Here is a 16,381-nt window from a genome sequence, read left to right on the forward strand (position 1 = left end):
CCAAATTCAATCCCAAACAAAAAGGCGGCCCGGTTTCCCGAGCCGCCTTTTTTGTGTCTGACCCGTTAGATCAGAACTTGGTGCGAAGTGTCACACCATAGGTCGCTGGCTCCTGCGCAAATGCAGAGCGTGATGATCCGCGAAGCACAGTGTTGAACGTAACGCCGCGCGTCACGACGTCAGTGACGTTCACACCCCATACTTCGAGTGTCCAGCTTTCGTCCTGCGCACCGATACCAGCCCGAAGGTTGATCTTGGTGTTGCCATCCTGGACGTCGAAGGCAACCAGCGGTGCAGCATCCACAGCGGCTTGGATGCTGCCAGCCGCTTCAATAGCAGCCGCACTCGGCACCACTGTGGCTTGAGTTGAGGTACGACGATCACTCTCAGTGCGGATCTGAGCGGACAGGAAGCCGCGAAGACTATCCCCAATGTCCTTGTCATAGTTCGCACCAGCGATAGCCACGAGTTGTGGAGCATTGGTGAGCGAGTTTCCGCACAAGGACGTCACGTTCGCGTTCGGAATACCGCCGTCGCAGTTCCCTGGATAACGCGCATCAGTGTAAGTCAGACCCAGATTGAAGGTCAGATTTTGATCAGGCCGGATCACCGATTCCAATTCAAAACCGGATGACTTTGCAGCGTTCACGTTGAACGTCGTGAACTGCGCCCCTGTAAACTCAAGGACCTGGAAGTTGGAGAACTCTTCGATAAAGGCCGCCATGTTAATCGTGACCGCATCATCGAGGAATTTGCCTTTCACACCGATTTCGTAGGCATCCACTTCTTCAGACAAGAAGGTTGGATCAGCCCCGCCCGCATTGGCTGTAATATCAAGGTTGATACCGCCTGATTTGTAGCCATGCGTAAAGCTCGCATAGGCCGTAATCGGCGCGGCGAACTGATAGGTTACTTTACCGGTGTAGATCAGTTCACTGTCGCTAAACGGTACTTCGAAAGGACGCGGAAGCGGGAATGCAATCGCATCTGATCCAATGGCTGGCGCGGTAAAGGCAAAGCAGCCTGTTCCAAGCACACTGCCCACATTCGCTGCGCCCGCAATACCGGCGATTGTCGGAACACCGCCGAGCAGGGTCAAACAGGCTGGGTTATTGCTGGCGGTCTGCTGAAAACCACCGGTCTTTGATTCATCAGAATAGCGCAGGCCCAGAGTGAGCGTGAGGCTATCGGTGATATCGAAAGAATTGTGCGTAAAGATTGACCAGCTCTCGCTGCTTTGCGCGTACACGTTTGTAGCAGTCGTGCCCGCAGGGCTGATGGGCGTGCCGCTGATTGCGCCAGTGAGCAAACCAATCGGCGCAGGCCCAAATGCGCCACCAAAAAGACCGGCAATCTGCAAGTCGTAGTCATCACCAAGGCTGAAATCGATTTCCGCATTGATCTGCTCATCAGAATAGTATGCGCCAACCAACCAGTTAAACCGGCCATCGACCGCATCACCTTGCAATCGCAATTCTGCGGTAAAGGTCTCAATGTCAGTATCAAGACGATCCACATCAAACACATCAAGCCCAGAGAAGCTTAAATCGTAATTCTCGCTTGAGGAGAAGTCGCGATACGAACCGATGAAGATCAGATCAGCATTGTCGCCAATTGGGAATTCCAGCTCACCGGTTACGCCCCATTGCTCAGCATTGGAGAGCGGCAGTCGGCTAGCAGTCGCAGTAAGACCATCGACGGCACGCTGCGCGGCGCCCACATCAAATGGTGTCGTCGCCGGCAGAGGTGTTGCCATCCCGGCACGCGACGGGCCGCCTACTCCTTCGACAGCCGCTTCAAAGCCGGTGTTCGCGAGAACTTCGAGCGCAGCACAGCACTGGTTTTCGCTTTCGGTGTAGTCGAATATCAACCGACCCCGAATACCGCCTTCGCTTTCATAGCCAAGCTGGCCACGAATAAGGAATTGGTCGATCGTATTGGACTCGCCAATTTTGGTGCCAGTGCCATCGATGACATCAACATAGCCATCACGGTTACGATAAGCACCCGTTAAGCGGACAGCCAACGTATCCTCAACGATCGGTGCGTTAATCGCGCCTTGCACATTGATCAGATCAAAATTGCCATAGGTCGCGTTGGCAAAGCCGCCGAACTCGTTCAGGTCAGGCCGATTGGTTGTAATGTTCAATGCGCCAGCCGAAGTGTTTCGCCCGAACAACGTACCTTGTGGCCCGCGAAGAACCTCAACGCGCTCAATATCGACGAATTCACCCAGAGCGACGCCGGGACGCGACTGATACGCTCCGTCAACGAAGATACCGACCGCACTTTCAAAGCCAATATTGTTCGATGTCGTACCAACACCGCGAATACGCAAAACAACAGAGCCTGAAGCAATCTGCGCGTTTGAAGTCGAGAAGCTTGGGCTAACCTGCGTAATGTTCTGGACGTTGACCACGCCTTGCTTGTCGAGCTGGTCAGGGGTCACAGCCGTAACGGCGATTGGAATATCCTGAACATCCTGCGCACGGCGTGTCGCGGTCACGATGATTACGCCATCATCCTCATCAGGGGCGGCGAGCTGATCATTGTCCTGCGCAAATGCTGGCATTGTAAACGAACTACAGGCCATGAGACCTGCAGCATAAGCTGTAAGCTTACGTGTCATGTTTTTCCTCTCCACTTACCGCCCGGTCAATATGACCAAGGCGTCTCTCCGATTTCAGAGACTATCAGTGGTTTTGGCGCTGCCAAGTGTTAGCGGCGGGTTGTGCGAAGGTAGTAGCAAAAATGCAACATATTGTGCTGCAGCGCAGCATAGGTGCGCAATGCCACTTACAACGCTAATTTTATTGCAAGTGAAGCGAGCAGCCTCCCTAGCGTTAGAGGCCCAAGCGAACACCCAGCCAGAATGTCTGAGGGACGCCGAGATCAATCGCTCCGCTCGAATTGCGGGTCACAATCGTCTCGTCGAGCAGGTTTTCAGCCCGCGCAATCAGCGAGAATTGGCCACTGATCGGCACCTGAGCGAACAGATTGATCGTAGTCGCAGCAGGCAGCACGTCGGTTTCCTGATCATCCTCAAATTGCGAACTGACATGACGCACAGTGCCAGCCAACCGCCAGCCATCTTTAGGTTGCCAAACCAATGTCGCAGAGGCTGCAAATTCTGGCGTTTGCGGCGGGCGATTGCCATCGAGCGCCAGCGAAGTGCCTTCGCCGGCAATGGTCGCATCGGTATAGGCCAATGAGGCATCAAAGCTGACCGCGCCCACTTTAACCGCCAATCCCCCTTCAAACCCTTGCGCGTTGAGCGCGGGCAGGTTCTGGCGTTGGCGAAGGTTCGGCTCAAGCGTCACATTGGCAATCGCGTTCTCAACCTCATTGTCAAAAGCGGTAAGCGAGAAGACGACTTCATTGACCGGTTGCCAGTTCAATCCGATTTCAAACCCGCGTAGCCGCTCATTCTCAAGTTCGGCATTGGCCTGTGTGACCACTGGAAAGACGACGAACGGACGATAAAGCTCATTCAGTGTTGGCAAGCGCAGCCCGGCATAGGCCGCCGCGCGCAAGTCCAGTCGCCGGGTCGCATAAAAAGAAGCGCCTGCACGCCAGCTCAGCGCCCAGTCAGAGCGGTCTTGCGCAGTGGTCTCATTTACGACCTCCCCATTGGCATTCACCGCACGAAAGAAACCATCGCGAATACTGGTGCGATCTGCGCGCAATCCTCCAGTGAGGACGAGCGGTCCGATCTGCCAATCATCCTCCAGAAAAAAGCCCAAATTGCTATTTGTGCCGCCCGCACGCCGCCGCTCACGCAGCAAAGTGGTGAAGGCGCTAAAGGCTTCTTCTTGAAGCTCACCATCGGATTGACGGAAATCGACGCCGATCCGCACGTCATGTCCCTCGGCAATTGGTGGGCGCAGCTCAAACTTGCCGCCCAGCCCCGTTGATGGCGTGTTGCGTTGATCGAGCACGCGCACAAACCGCGTCGAGCTGATCACCACGTTGGAGAAATTGCGTGACTGCACATACGCGAGCGCATCAAACTCCCAATCCCCGCGTCCCACAATGCGAAGGCTCGCATCTTGACCTTCATGGCTGGAATCTGCGCCTTCAAATCGAAGGGTCCGGTTATCTTCGAATAGGTTCACCCGCGCCTGAAGCTCAATGTCAGGCGAGATTGGCGCAACTCCGCGCAGGCCCACGCTCCAACTGTCAAATGCCGCGCGGGCGCTCGCTGGAACGCGTTGGTCCTCAGGCGTCGTGAAGAAACCCTGCCCGCGGTCCCAACGGCCACTGACAACTGCAAAGCCGCCACCCAGTTTCTGTGCGACAGCCCCGCTTGCCTCGGTCTCCCCGCGATCATTCACCAGCACGCTGCCGGCAAAGCCACCAAGCGTCTCTGGACCCGCACTTTCGAGCTCAATTGTTCCGGCAAGCGCGCCTGCGCCAAACGGTCCAGAGCCACCGCCACGCGTCACGCGCGCGCTGCTGAGCGTGTCAGGCGAGATGGAGGAGAGCGGTATGTAGCCGAAGAAGGGATCGCTGATAGGAACGCCATCAAGCAGCACGAGCGCCCGACTGGTTGCATTCCCGCCAAGCGCGCGCAGAGTCACCCCTTGAGCGCTGGGGTTTGAGGAACGGCTGTCCGAACGGCGAAACTGCTGGAAGCCGGCAACATTACCGAGCACATCTTCGATGCGGCCAGAGCCGGTTGAGGTGATTTCCTCTCGCTCCAATGTAACGGTTGAATACACAATGCTTGAAAGCGCAGGCTCCAACCCTTCGCCTGTGACAACAATCTCCGCGCCTTCTTCTCCGCTCTCCGCCGCACCGACAGGATCATCCTGCTGCGCGAGGGCCGGGGAAGCGATTGTGATGGCGATGAGGGAGGCTGCTAAGCGGAATTGAGGGGTCATGGGAAAAGCGCCTAATAGTATTGCGCGGCAAAGTCAGTTTCAATTTGCAATCCTGACTCGCTTTTTCGCCTCTCGTGTGGTTTGATCGTCATCAACAAGGGAAGAGAGAAACGCAATGCTAGCCCAAAAAGACTTGGTGACCCCTGACATAGATGTGCTGATCGTAGGCGCAGGGATTTCCGGTATCGGTATGGCCGCGCATATGCAGATGAAGGCACCGAGCCATTCATTTGCTATTGTCGAGCAGCGCGGAAATTTGGGCGGGACATGGGATCTGTTCCGCTATCCCGGCATCCGTTCAGACAGCGATATGCATACGCTGGGCTTTGACTTTGAACCGTGGAAGCATGAGAAATCGATCGCCGACGCTCCCGCAATTCTCGAATATCTGAACCGCATTGTCGACGAGCGCGGCATTCGCGAGAAAATCCGTTTCGGCCATAAGGTGCTCAGTGCAGACTTCCGCGAAGCAGAGGCGCGTTGGTATGTTGAGATGGAAAAAGAGGACGGCTCACGCACCGCGCTGACGGCCAATTTCCTTTATCTTGGTTCAGGCTATTACGATTATGATGAACCCTATGACGCAGGCTTTGAGCTGGGCGCGTTTGAAGGGCAAGTGCTGCACCCACAATTCTGGCCCAAAGACCTCGACTATTCGGGCAAGAAAGTGGTGGTGATTGGATCCGGCGCGACTGCGGTGACGATTGTCCCATCGATGGCAGACAAAGCAGCGCACGTCACTATGCTGCAACGCACGCCGACATGGATGTTTGCGCGCCCTGCCAAGGACGGTTTGGCCAATTTCCTGCGCAAGGTACTACCCGAAAAGCTCGCCTATTCGATCACGCGGTTCAAAAATATCCGTATGCAAGACTTCGCGTTCAAAATGGCGCGCAACAAGCCGCAAAAAGTGAAGGATCAGCTGTATAAAGGGATCGAGAAGGCGCTTGGCCCTGGCTACGACAAGGACGCGTTTACCCCGCCCTACAATCCGTGGGAGCAGCGTCTATGTCTGGTGCCAGATGATGACCTTTTCGAAGCGATGAAAGCCGGCAAAGCGAGCATTGTCACCGATCATATCGAAGCGTTTGAAGCCAATGGCATTCGCCTGAAATCGGGTGAGCTGCTGGAGGCAGACATCATTGTAACAGCCACCGGTTTGAAGCTCGCTATCGCTGGCAAGATTGACGTCAGCGTGGGCGGTGAACCGGTCAATTTTGCTGAGCGCTTTTACTACAAAGGCTGCATGTATTCCAACCTGCCCAACCTTGCGGTTGTGTTCGGATACATAAATGCCAGCTGGACGCTGCGGGCGGATATCAACTCCGACTATGTCTGCCGCGTTTTGAACGAGATGCGCTCTAGCGGTGCGACGGTAGCAACGCCCGTGCTGACACCGGAGATGGAAGCCAAGTTGGAGGTCGAAGATATCTTCGGCGACTATTCCAGCGGCTACCTTGCGCGCGGCAAAGACATCAATCCAAAAAATGCGAGCGCCTATCCGTGGCGGCTCAATCAGGAATATGTTGCCGACCGCAAGCTGCTGAAGAATGATCCGGTCGATGATGGCCTGCTCACCTTTACCCGGCCCGGTGCCAATGCACAGGAACCTGAGGAACAGCTCGAAGCTGCCGAATGAGTGTGGAATTCATGCGCGCCTTGCCTTAGGTGAAGGGTCATGAGTTCTTCTGACAAAATCTGGACCGCTGGCCTTGTCATTATTGGTGATGAGATCCTTTCCGGTCGCACCCATGACAAGAATATCGCACAAGTCGCCAGTTGGCTTCAGGTGCAAGGCATTCGATTGGCCGAAGTGCGCGTTGTTTCCGATGACGAGGATCGGATTGTCGAAGCGGTAAATGCCCTGCGCGCCGCCAACGACTACCTGTTCACGACCGGCGGAATTGGCCCCACTCATGACGACATCACCGTCGATGCCGTGGCCAAGGCGCTCGGCGTTGAAGTGGTGATCCACCCCGAAGCACGCTCCATGTTAGAGGGTTACTACGAAGGACGCGGTGGGTTGAACGAAGGACGTTTGCGCATGGCACGTGTGCCTGATGGCGCCGAGCTGATCCGCAACAAGAAGTCAGGGGCGCCAGGCATCCGCCACGGCAATGTATTTGTGATGGCAGGCGTCCCGCATATCGCTGCGGGCATGCTTGATGCTCTTACCGGAGAACTTGAAGGCGGTGCACCGCTGATTTCAGAGACAGTGGGCTGCTGGGTTGCTGAAAGCGAGATTGCGAGCCTGCTGCGCGAAGTCGAAGAAGCACATGAAGGCTGCCAGATCGGGTCTTATCCGTTCTTCCGCGAAGGCAAAGTTGGCGCGAACTTCGTGATCCGGTCCACCAGTGCAGAGACAGTGAAAAGCGCCGTCGACAGTCTGAGCGATGGGCTCGCAACCAATGGTTATGACTTCACGCCGGGCGGTATCTGAGCTTAGCGCGCCAATTTGAACTTGGGACGATTGAGGCCAAATCTGGAACCTCGCTTGGCCAGCTCTTTGATCCTTGCCAGCCTGCGATTGTTGGTGAGCTGCCGAAACCGTTCCACGAGCGCATCGCGTTCCGAAGCGGGTGCGCCTTGCTCAGGGGCAAGCCAGAGCCAGAACCCCGTCCGGATTGCTGCAATGACAATCAAAACAGCGCCAAGCACCATGCCAATCATCAAGCTATAATTCGCGATCATCGCCAGCCCCGCAAGCGCAGTGGCAATCACATACCAAGACAGATCAACGCCGCTCTCTTCTTCGGCAAGGATCGCGTTTGGACCATTGGTAAGCATCACGCATTTCCTAACTCATGAAACAACAAGGGGCCGGAAGCGTCAGCTGCCGACCCCTATGTCAGTTCGTGTCAGAGTAGGAAAACGTTACGTGTGTATCGCTCTTCCGCTCTTATACTTAGCTTTGAATGGCGTGATTACGCGCCTTCGATGCCAGCAAGGTCGATCTTGAGACCTGGACCCATGGTCGTAGTCACAGATACCTTGTTCACATACTTGCCCTTCGCGCCTGATGGCTTGGCCTTCACAACAGCCTGCGTCAGCGCTTCGAAGTTGGCTTTGATGTCTTCATCCTTGAACGACAATTTGCCGATGCCTGAGTGGATGATGCCCATCTTCTCAACGCGGAACTCAACCTGGCCGCCTTTGGCGTCCTTAACGGCTTGTTCGACGTTTGGAGTGACTGTGCCAAGCTTAGGGTTTGGCATCAGGCCCTTTGGACCCAGCACTTTACCAAGACGGCCAACAACGCCCATCATGTCCGGCGTGGCGATCACGCGGTCATAGTCGAGGTTGCCGTTCTGCATGTCTTCCATGAGGTCTTCAGCGCCAACTTTGTCAGCGCCAGCAGCGGTTGCTTTGTCGGCATTGTCGCCGCGCGCAAACACAGCAACCTTCACATCCTTGCCTGTGCCAGCAGGGAGAGAGATCATGCCGCGAACCATTTGGTCTGCGTGACGTGGGTCAACGCCCAGGTTTATCGCCAGCTCAACGGTTTCGTCGAACTTAGCTTTGTGCTCGCGCAGAACCTTGATGGCTTCGTCGATGGTGTAGAGCTTTGAGCTATCGAGCTCAGCTACAGCCTTTTGCTTTTTCGTGAGTTTCGCCATTGGTTCAGCCCTCCACTACATCAATGCCCATCGAACGCGCGGAGCCTTCGATGATTTTCATGGCCTGATCGATATCGTTCGCGTTGAGGTCTTTCATTTTGGCCTCAGCGATTTCCTTCACAGCGCTCTGCTTGATAGAGCCGCCAGACACTTTGCCAGGCTCTGATGAGCCCTTCTTCAGCTTGGCAGCCTTCTTGATCATGTAAGAAGCCGGTGGGCTCTTATATGTGAAAGTGAACGAGCGGTCAGCATAGACCGTGATCGTGGTTGGGATGGGGGCGTTCTTCTCTAGGTCCTGAGTAGCGGCGTTAAACGCCTTACAGAATTCCATGATGTTAACGCCGCGCTGACCCAATGCCGGACCGATTGGCGGCGATGGGTTGGCGGTGCCCGCAGGCACTTGCAGCTTGATATAGCCTTCGATTTTCTTGGCCACTATGGGCCTCCTTTCGCACTGTTGCTGCGCTCTTTCGATCCGCAGCTCATGTTAAGCGGTCCAACGGCTGTGCAATCACAACCTCCCGCACGGATTCGCGCCCAGTTACGGACGAGAGCGCGGCACATAGCGTGAGGGACGCGATATGCAAGCTTTGATTTGCTGGGCAACGCGCTGGCTGGACCGCGAAAGGGGGTGCTTTAGAAAAAACGCGTGAGCCCGCTTTGGCCCGGAATTCCGGGGTTCTTGAGGATAATAGAGCAAGCTAACTGTCACCTTCCAATTGCCGGTATCACGCCCGCTCTGCCAGAGCACTGCGAGCACAGCGCATGATACGCTTGCACAAGGCCTGTAGGAAAGCGGGAACGGCGCGCTGGACACATGCTGTGTATTATACTAGCAATACACCGATCAAAACAAAGGGACCACCTATCTATGCCCCCAATGCTCAGTGCCGACCAGTGGTTCGGATATGCCGGACAAGCCGCGATGCTGGGATGGGTGATCTTGATCTTTCTACCGCGCCGATGGCCATTGCTGACCGCAATCCCGCGCTATGTGATCCCGTTTGGCCTCTCGCTGCTTTATGCTGGCCTTGCCATGACCCATTTCTTCACGGTCGAAGGCGGCGGATACAGCTCGCTGGACCAGGTTGCGGCCCTGTTGAGCAATCGCGACATGCTACTGGCAGGCTGGGTCCATTATCTTGCCTTTGATCTGTTTATCGGCGGCTGGATCGCGGTGGAGGCGGATAAGGTCGGTGTGAACCGCGTCATCCAAGCCCCCATCCTAGTGGCGACCTTTATGTTTGGCCCGGTTGGCCTTGCGACCTTCCTCGCCATGCGCGCAGGGTATTTCCGTAAGAGCGATGCAGACGATCCCTCCGCCGGGTTGGAGGGAGCGCCCGCATGAACCTGTTCGCGTCAACCCAAACCAATCCCGGCCAATGGGCCGCTTTCAGCACGCGCTTTGATGGCGATCACATCACGCGGCTGCACCTGACGCTCGCCATCTTTATGGCAGCCAGCTTCATTGTCTTTGTGCCTGCATGGCTGATCGACACACGGATGCTCGACAGCGCGAATGTCTGGACGAAACCGCAAAAATTCAATGTATCGCTATCCTTGCATTTCTTCACCATTGCGGTGCTCATGCAGATGATCCCGCGCGGCGTGCGCACCGGGTGGCTGATCACCATTTTCTCCTATCTCGCCGCAGCCGGCCTTGTTTTTGAGTATGTCTGGGTGACCCTGCAAGCAGGCCAAGCCAAGCGCTCACACTTCAACAACGAAACCGTGTTTGAGCAGATCATGTACGCAATGATGGGGCTTGGCGCGCTGTTCCTAATGACAATCGCGCTGGCGCTGGCGTGGAAGATTTGGCGCGCAAAAGAGCAAGGCGGCGACCGGGCACGCAAAGGCCTGTGGTTAGGCGCTATCGTTGGGCTAACGGCGGCGTTCTTCTCAACACTCTATTTCGGCTACACGATGTCTGGCGAAGGCCGATATGTCGGCGCGCCGCTATCAGGCGGCGGAGCAACGGTGCCATTTTTCGGCTGGTCGCGGGAATATGGCGACCTTCGCCCTGCCCATTTCGTCAGCCTGCACATGATGCAAACGGTGCCAATCGCGGGGTGGCTGGCGGACCGATATCGCTGGAACGCGGTCGCGGTCGTCAGCATCGTCAGCGTGGTCCAAATCGCCATCGCAACCGCGCTGTTTTTCCAAGCACGCGCCGGACTTCCATTCTGGCCGGTTTAGGCGCTTTGCCTTCATCGCCGCGCATTTCTGACAAGAATTTACATCGACAGATGCCCTATGGCGCTATCGAATTCAGGCGTAAAAGCCTGATAAGCTGAAATATTATTCAAAATCGAGGACGCTGATACTCGAACGCATTTTCAGCCAAATGGTTACTCAGTCTTTACCATAGTTAGCGCATAAGCCCGCAGGACTAAAAAAGGACTTTGAAAACCGCCATGCCTTCATCGGCACGCCTTGATGCATTTTTGCCTTTGTTCAGCCCTTTACGGCTGGTGGCAATGCTGTGCGTGTTTGTGGCACTGATCCTCGCTGCCAGCCCGCTCTTGGCAGAGACTCCGGGCAAGGATGGCGACGTCAGTATTTCCGGCACGCAAGTGGTCAATGAATACGCCTCGCTTTCCGGGACAGCTGCGGCGGGAGCTGGGCAAATCACCGTCAATTCGCTCGCGATAGATCTGCCTTCGCTTGAAGTCGGCGATGTGGTGATGCTCTACCAAGCGCAAGGCGCGACGATCTCAGCCGTCAACACCGCGGCTTATGGCACGGTCACCAATCTGGGCTCTGCGGGCCGATATGAATTCCATACGGTTAAATCGATTAGCGGGAACACGATCATCCTGCATGATTTTGGCGGCGCATGTTCAGGGCTAGAATTCAGCTATTCGGCCACGGGCAAAGCGCAGGTCATCCGCGTACCGCAATACCGCAACCTGACTGTCAACGGCACCATCACGGCCAGCGCTTGGAACGGCACGACCGGCGGCGTGGTCGCGATGACAGTATCGGAAACGCTCACACTATCTGGCTCAATTGACGTGTCAGGATTGGGATTTCGCGGCGGACAGATTGAAAATTTGACCACTCCAACAGGCTCAAGCTTTTTCGGATATCGCAGCAGCGTCGCTAACAATGGCGCGGAAAAGGGCGAAGGCATTGCAGGCTATCGCGGTGAACTTCCGGGTGGCGATTTCTACGGTCGCGGCGCGCCAGCCAATGGCGGCGGCGGCGGTAATGGCCACAATGCCGGCGGCGGTGGCGGCGCGAATGGCGACAATGGCAATGGCTGGGGCGGCCAAGGTGTACCGGACAATTCTGATCCGACATGGGCGCAGGCTTGGAACCTTGATCCATCGCTGAACGCCAGCACCAGCCAAGCAGGCGGAGGGCGCGGCGGATACACCTATGCGCGCACCGGTGATGCTCTCACGACACCACCGGGTGATGCGTCATGGGGCAATGACTTTCGGCGTGAGCTGGGCGGCCTTGGCGGGCGCCCGATGACTTACGATCCCACCGGACGGCTGTATCTTGGCGGTGGCGGCGGCGCCGGTGATGGCAACAACAATTCTCCGGGTGCTGGCGGCAATGGCGGCGGGCTGGTCTTTATCTCAGCTAGCAACATCACCGGTGGCGGTACTATCCGCGCTGATGGCGAGAATGGCGACAACACCACACCCGGTCACAATGACGGCCCCGGCGGCGGCGGTGCGGGCGGGACGATCTTGGTCCAATCAGGCGGACTAATTGGCGCATCGGTAATCGCCGATGGCGGCGATGGCGGCAATCAGCTGATCACCAACAATGAAAACGAAGGGCCTGGCGGCGGCGGCGGCGGCGGAGTGATCGCCACAAGCGGCGGGGTCAGTGTGAGCTTTGCGCGCGGCGGTGCCAATGGAACCACGACATCCAGCTCAATGACAGAATTCCCTCCCAACGGCGCCACGCAAGGCGCGCTTGGTCAGCCCAGCGCAAGCGCACCCAGCCTCACCGACACTCCGTTTTGCAGGCGTCCGGACGCTCCGCCGATCGTATCGAAAACCAGCGCTTCGACTGAAACCAGCGGCGACAACCGCTTTCGCATTCCGGGCGCAGACCAGACCTACACCATCGCCTTTTCCAATCCGGGGGCGGCAATTGATGCCAACTCGGTGGTGATCACTGACAGCCTACCAGCCGAGCTTGAACTGTGGACGGGTGCCTTTGACGGGTCCACCTCGGTTCCGGTTGATTTTGCCGATGGCTCAGCTGCTGCTGCGACCGGGCTGACCTGCTGCACGCTCGCGCAAATAGAATACTCGGAATTCGATACGGGCACTGATTTCAGCTACACGCCTAATGGCGCTTACGACCCCAATGTCCGCCGCGTTCGGATCAGTCCAAGCGGCGGTGTGCCCGAAGGCTACGACGACACGCGCAGCTTCGAAGTCTTCCTGCGCGCGCGGATCAGATAAGCATTACGCGCCTTCAAGCACGCGTTTGGGATGCATCCCATCGACATACCCCATAAACGGTTCGTGGATCGAATAGCCCAATAGCTCTTGCACGCGCGGCGGGAGCTTCGCAGCTTTTTCTGGCGGCACGGCCAACAATTGCTGCTCAAGCGGACGGCACCACCCCATGCAGAACTGCGGCGTGACGATAAGGCGACGGTTATCCGAGGAATTCGCCCCGCCCCTGTGCCACAAAGTGCCCTTCGCAATCATCAGCGAACCCGGCGGCATCGTCGCTTTGATCGCCTGTTTATGGCCACCATCAGGAAGGTCATCATCCACCTTGCCCGTCAGGAAATCCTCCGGGCCAGATGCGCCTTCAGGCCGCTCTTCGCCCCAAAGATGGCTCCCCGGAATGATCTCGGTTGCGCCATTTGTGTCTGTCGTTTCGCTTAGTGACCAAAAGGTCGACATCGAAAGCGGCGCGCGCGGGCGGGCGAGATTGCAGTGGCTATCATCAAAGTGCCAGGGTTGCGCGGTTTCGCCGGGCAGCAGATTGATCGCAAGGCAGGCGTAAAGCAGAAAGCTGCGCCCAAGCTCGCGCTCGCCAAATGCCAATTGCAGCGGGTGCGCAATCAGATCGGCAAACACGGGGTCCTTTGCCATCATCGCGTAGATGCGGTTGGAATCTGCCCCTTCAAAATTGTTTCGCCCACGTTGATCCTTGGCAAGCCACACTTCGAGAGCTTGGACCTGCCGCTCAATCTCCGCCTCACTCAGCACGCTTTCGAAGATTACATAGCCATCACGGTCAAACGCCTCGAACGTCTCCGCTAGCGAGCGTTCGCCCAGATAAGGCGCGAGTGCCTGTTCTGTCGCTGGATCAATCTGTGCGATGGCCTGTTCTCCCAAAAAGCGTCATTGCCCTTGGGAGTATGGAACTTCGCTTTCAGGACGGTCAAGCCTGTGACAGCTTACTGCGCTGAAGCTTCATCCCTTTGGTGCGGCTGGTAAGGTGGAACTGCTTGCACAGCTCGCACTTATAGGCGCGCAAAGTCACATCAGCGCGTGCTGCAACATTCTCCGCTTCTTCACGCGATGCGAACCGCTTTTTACGATTGCAGATGCGAGGGGTGGTTTTCAAAACTGTTGCTTCATTCGGTCTAGGACGCTGATCGGCATCAACGGCATATCACAAACGAGCAATGAGACGCAGGATTGCATTCTCAATAGGGGTGCGTGACCTGCGGTAAGACCGGTCTTCGCCGTTTAGAAATTTGCGCGCTTTGGATTGCTGTGTGCCAACCGTGTCAGGGTTTGATTGAACGCCCTCATTTAGGATTATGCCTTTCGGGCCGCCGGACAAGCCAATGGCATTGGGCAGACTTCCCGCGCTTGCCGAATGGCAATCAAAATAGACCCGTTGGTCGTCGTATTTGGGATAAATCATCGACGGCCTCTTTTCCCGATCGAGGGTTCTATCGACTAGAGACGCCGTCAGTTGCGAGAAAAAGTGGTGCTCCACAAGCCACGTAGCCGCGACGCTGCTAGGCTTCATCCTGTCACTGCCGATATCTCTCGCAGCAGCCTTCCTTAACAGTGAACTTGAGTTTCCGGAGAGGCAAAGAGGCTCACCATAAATGGACCCGTGACGATGGCTTGCAAAAATCACCACGCCATCTTTGAGCATCCCGGATTGTTGGGCTGGCGCATACTCAGGGCCACGATGAGGAAGGACCTCTGAAAAGAACAGAGTGGTGCCATCATCCAGTTCATACCTTGGCACTTGTTCCAAGTACGCTGTGATCTGAGACTGCCCTGCACTGATTACCATATCACGCGTCAGCTGCGCCTTTGGCTTCTTACCAAGCAAAAGCTTTGCGCAGGGTGGGCTCATTTCTCTTGGGATCAGAGTTTGGCGAGGCTGCACTCCGACCAACCGTCTGTCCTCTGACAATTTGTGAGTTCCACTTGAAAGAGAAACCCGGTCACTCCAACCATCTGACAGCCAACCCCCATCCAATCTCACGCTGCGATAAGAGAAGGCGTTCTCGTCTTTTTCCAAGGCGAGGCGAACCAACAGGGACTCGAGCAAAAACCAAGCCACTCTGCGCCAGAGTCCATATTCAGCAGTCAACGCCGAAGCATTGTTTGGGCCGATCCCAACGGCCATTTCTATGGATGGCGGATGAGGAGAAGAACTCTCGACAATTCGTTCAACCGCTCGGAAAGGGATTTCCACCTCAGAATCCAGATATCTGAAGTGGAGATACTCGCCTTCGGTTCGTTCAAATTTTAGCCTTTGGCCAGTCGCAGGCAGGATGAGCTCATTCTGATCCCCGTCATAGGCACCAAAATGAAGATCTTCGGCAGGAGGTACGGCTTGTGCCATCCGCCACCATTAGCAGCGGATCCTGAAAATCTAATGAAATCCAGCGCAGCGCTTATTTGACCAGTTCGACCTGTTCAAAGTCGAGCTCAACCGGCGTTGCCCGGCCAAAGATCGAAACGCTGACTTTGACCTTCGCTTTGTCGAAGTCGAGTTCCTCGACCACGCCATTGAAGCTGGCAAACGGCCCGTCGAGCACTTTGACCTGATCGCCGATTTCGTAATCGACGTGAATGTCCTGCTTGGGCGCGGCTTTCGCTTCTTCGACACCGCCGAAATAGCGCGCCGCTTCGCGTTCGCTGATTGGCTGCGGCTTGTTGTTATTGCCAAGGAAGCCTGTCACTTTCGGTGTGTTCTTCACCAAGTGATAGATATCATCGTTCATCCGCAGCTTTGCGAGCACATAGCCCGGCATAAACTTACGCTCGATCTGAACCTTCTTGCCGCGCTTAATTTCAGTCACGGTTTCGGTCGGAACTTCGATTTCCTCAACGCCTTCGGTCAGGCCCAGCCGTTCGGCTTCGGAAATGATCGCTTCCTTCACCTTGTTTTCAAAGCCGGAATAAGCGTGGATGATGTACCAGCGAGACATGTTTGGTCCTTACGTGAGTGCGCTTAAGCGAGCGAAAGCAGGAAGTTGACGACGGCGTTAAACAAGCTGTCGATGCCGAAGAAAAACAGTGACAAGATCACCATGAAAATGAACACGAAAATCGCAGTACGCACTGTTTCTTCGCGCGTTGGCCATACGACCTTGCTCGTTTCGGTGCGGACCTGATTCACAAATTCGGGAATCGAGGTTTTGCGCTTCTTTTCTTCGGCCTTTTTCATTTCAGCCATTATCAAGACCTTCGCTTTGCTTTCGCATAATTGAGTTTCGAACCGTCTTTGAGGTAGGAGCCATCGCCGTCCGGGACAAGGTCTCAGAGGGGCTAAACGCTGCTATCAATTTCGGAATGGGTGAGCAGATAGAGCGCACGCAGGGTAAAAGCAAGCGTGTCTCTTGCCTCAATCACATTACAGACTTGGCACATTACCCTCTAGCCATCGGCCCCGCAGCGCTTTAGCGTAGCGCCCCATCAA

Annotated in this window: 15 protein-coding genes; 5 read left to right on the top strand and 10 right to left on the bottom strand. The window is 56.0% G+C overall.

Annotation, left to right across the window (positions count from 1 at the left end; genetic code table 11):
* Positions 1–70 precede the first annotated feature (70 nt).
* A complete protein-coding gene (locus AC0V6N_RS11395) occupies positions 71–2,629 on the bottom strand; it encodes a TonB-dependent receptor (protein ID WP_486171667.1) in 2,559 nt (852 codons plus the stop codon).
* Between the two features lie 214 nt (positions 2,630–2,843).
* Positions 2,844–4,883, bottom strand: a complete 2,040-nt coding sequence (locus AC0V6N_RS11400) for a TonB-dependent receptor plug domain-containing protein (protein WP_486171668.1) — start codon at positions 4,881–4,883, stop codon at positions 2,844–2,846.
* A gap of 115 nt (positions 4,884–4,998) precedes the next feature.
* Here AC0V6N_RS11400 and AC0V6N_RS11405 point away from each other — a divergent pair, with 115 nt between their 5' ends.
* Both AC0V6N_RS11405 and AC0V6N_RS11410 read left to right on the top strand, forming a co-directional pair.
* Positions 4,999–6,522 (top strand): flavin-containing monooxygenase, encoded by a 1,524-nt coding sequence (locus tag AC0V6N_RS11405; protein WP_486171669.1) that lies wholly within the window; start codon positions 4,999–5,001, stop codon positions 6,520–6,522.
* 39 nt (positions 6,523–6,561) lie between these two features.
* Positions 6,562–7,323 (top strand): competence/damage-inducible protein A, encoded by a 762-nt coding sequence (locus AC0V6N_RS11410; protein ID WP_486171670.1) that lies wholly within the window; start codon positions 6,562–6,564, stop codon positions 7,321–7,323.
* Positions 7,324–7,325: 2 nt separating this feature from the next.
* Here the strand turns inward: AC0V6N_RS11410 and AC0V6N_RS11415 are convergent, their stop codons facing one another.
* From AC0V6N_RS11415 to rplK, 3 genes are all read right to left on the bottom strand, one after another.
* A complete protein-coding gene (locus AC0V6N_RS11415) occupies positions 7,326–7,670 on the bottom strand; it encodes a hypothetical protein (RefSeq protein WP_486171671.1) in 345 nt (114 codons plus the stop codon).
* A gap of 137 nt (positions 7,671–7,807) precedes the next feature.
* A complete protein-coding gene (gene rplA / locus AC0V6N_RS11420) occupies positions 7,808–8,500 on the bottom strand; it encodes a 50S ribosomal protein L1 (RefSeq protein ID WP_486171672.1) in 693 nt (230 codons plus the stop codon).
* A gap of 4 nt (positions 8,501–8,504) precedes the next feature.
* Complete coding sequence (rplK, locus tag AC0V6N_RS11425) at positions 8,505–8,936, bottom strand: 50S ribosomal protein L11 (RefSeq protein WP_486171673.1); 432 nt, start codon at positions 8,934–8,936, stop codon at positions 8,505–8,507.
* Positions 8,937–9,371: 435 nt separating this feature from the next.
* On the opposite strand from rplK, the gene AC0V6N_RS11430 reads away from it, so the two are divergent.
* The 3 genes from AC0V6N_RS11430 to AC0V6N_RS11440 all read left to right on the top strand — a co-directional run bounded on the left by AC0V6N_RS11430 (position 9,372) and on the right by AC0V6N_RS11440 (position 12,930).
* Entirely contained in the window at positions 9,372–9,848 is a 477-nt protein-coding gene (locus tag AC0V6N_RS11430; protein WP_486171674.1) for an ABA4-like family protein, read from the top strand.
* Entirely contained in the window at positions 9,845–10,696 is an 852-nt protein-coding gene (locus AC0V6N_RS11435) for a hypothetical protein (protein WP_486171675.1), read from the top strand. Before AC0V6N_RS11430 ends, AC0V6N_RS11435 begins: the two co-directional genes overlap by 4 nt.
* 218 nt (positions 10,697–10,914) lie before the next feature.
* On the top strand, positions 10,915–12,930 hold the full coding sequence (locus AC0V6N_RS11440) for a hypothetical protein (protein WP_486171676.1): 2,016 nt from the start codon (positions 10,915–10,917) through the stop codon (positions 12,928–12,930).
* A 3-nt stretch (positions 12,931–12,933) separates the two neighbouring features.
* Here AC0V6N_RS11440 and AC0V6N_RS11445 read toward each other — a convergent pair whose 3' ends face one another.
* The 5 genes from AC0V6N_RS11445 to secE all read right to left on the bottom strand — a co-directional run bounded on the left by AC0V6N_RS11445 (position 12,934) and on the right by secE (position 16,138).
* On the bottom strand, positions 12,934–13,821 hold the full coding sequence (locus AC0V6N_RS11445) for a phytanoyl-CoA dioxygenase family protein (RefSeq protein ID WP_486171677.1): 888 nt from the start codon (positions 13,819–13,821) through the stop codon (positions 12,934–12,936).
* A gap of 46 nt (positions 13,822–13,867) precedes the next feature.
* Positions 13,868–14,053 (bottom strand): hypothetical protein, encoded by a 186-nt coding sequence (locus tag AC0V6N_RS11450; protein WP_486171678.1) that lies wholly within the window; start codon positions 14,051–14,053, stop codon positions 13,868–13,870.
* Between the two features lie 48 nt (positions 14,054–14,101).
* Complete coding sequence (locus AC0V6N_RS11455; RefSeq protein WP_486171679.1) at positions 14,102–14,359, bottom strand: hypothetical protein; 258 nt, start codon at positions 14,357–14,359, stop codon at positions 14,102–14,104.
* Between the two features lie 994 nt (positions 14,360–15,353).
* On the bottom strand, positions 15,354–15,890 hold the full coding sequence (gene nusG, locus AC0V6N_RS11460) for a transcription termination/antitermination protein NusG (RefSeq protein WP_486171680.1): 537 nt from the start codon (positions 15,888–15,890) through the stop codon (positions 15,354–15,356).
* Positions 15,891–15,913: 23 nt separating this feature from the next.
* A complete protein-coding gene (gene secE / locus AC0V6N_RS11465) occupies positions 15,914–16,138 on the bottom strand; it encodes a preprotein translocase subunit SecE (protein ID WP_486171681.1) in 225 nt (74 codons plus the stop codon).
* Positions 16,139–16,381: the final 243 nt, after the last annotated feature.

It is taken from the genome of Erythrobacter sp. S57(2025) (genome assembly GCF_057365055.1).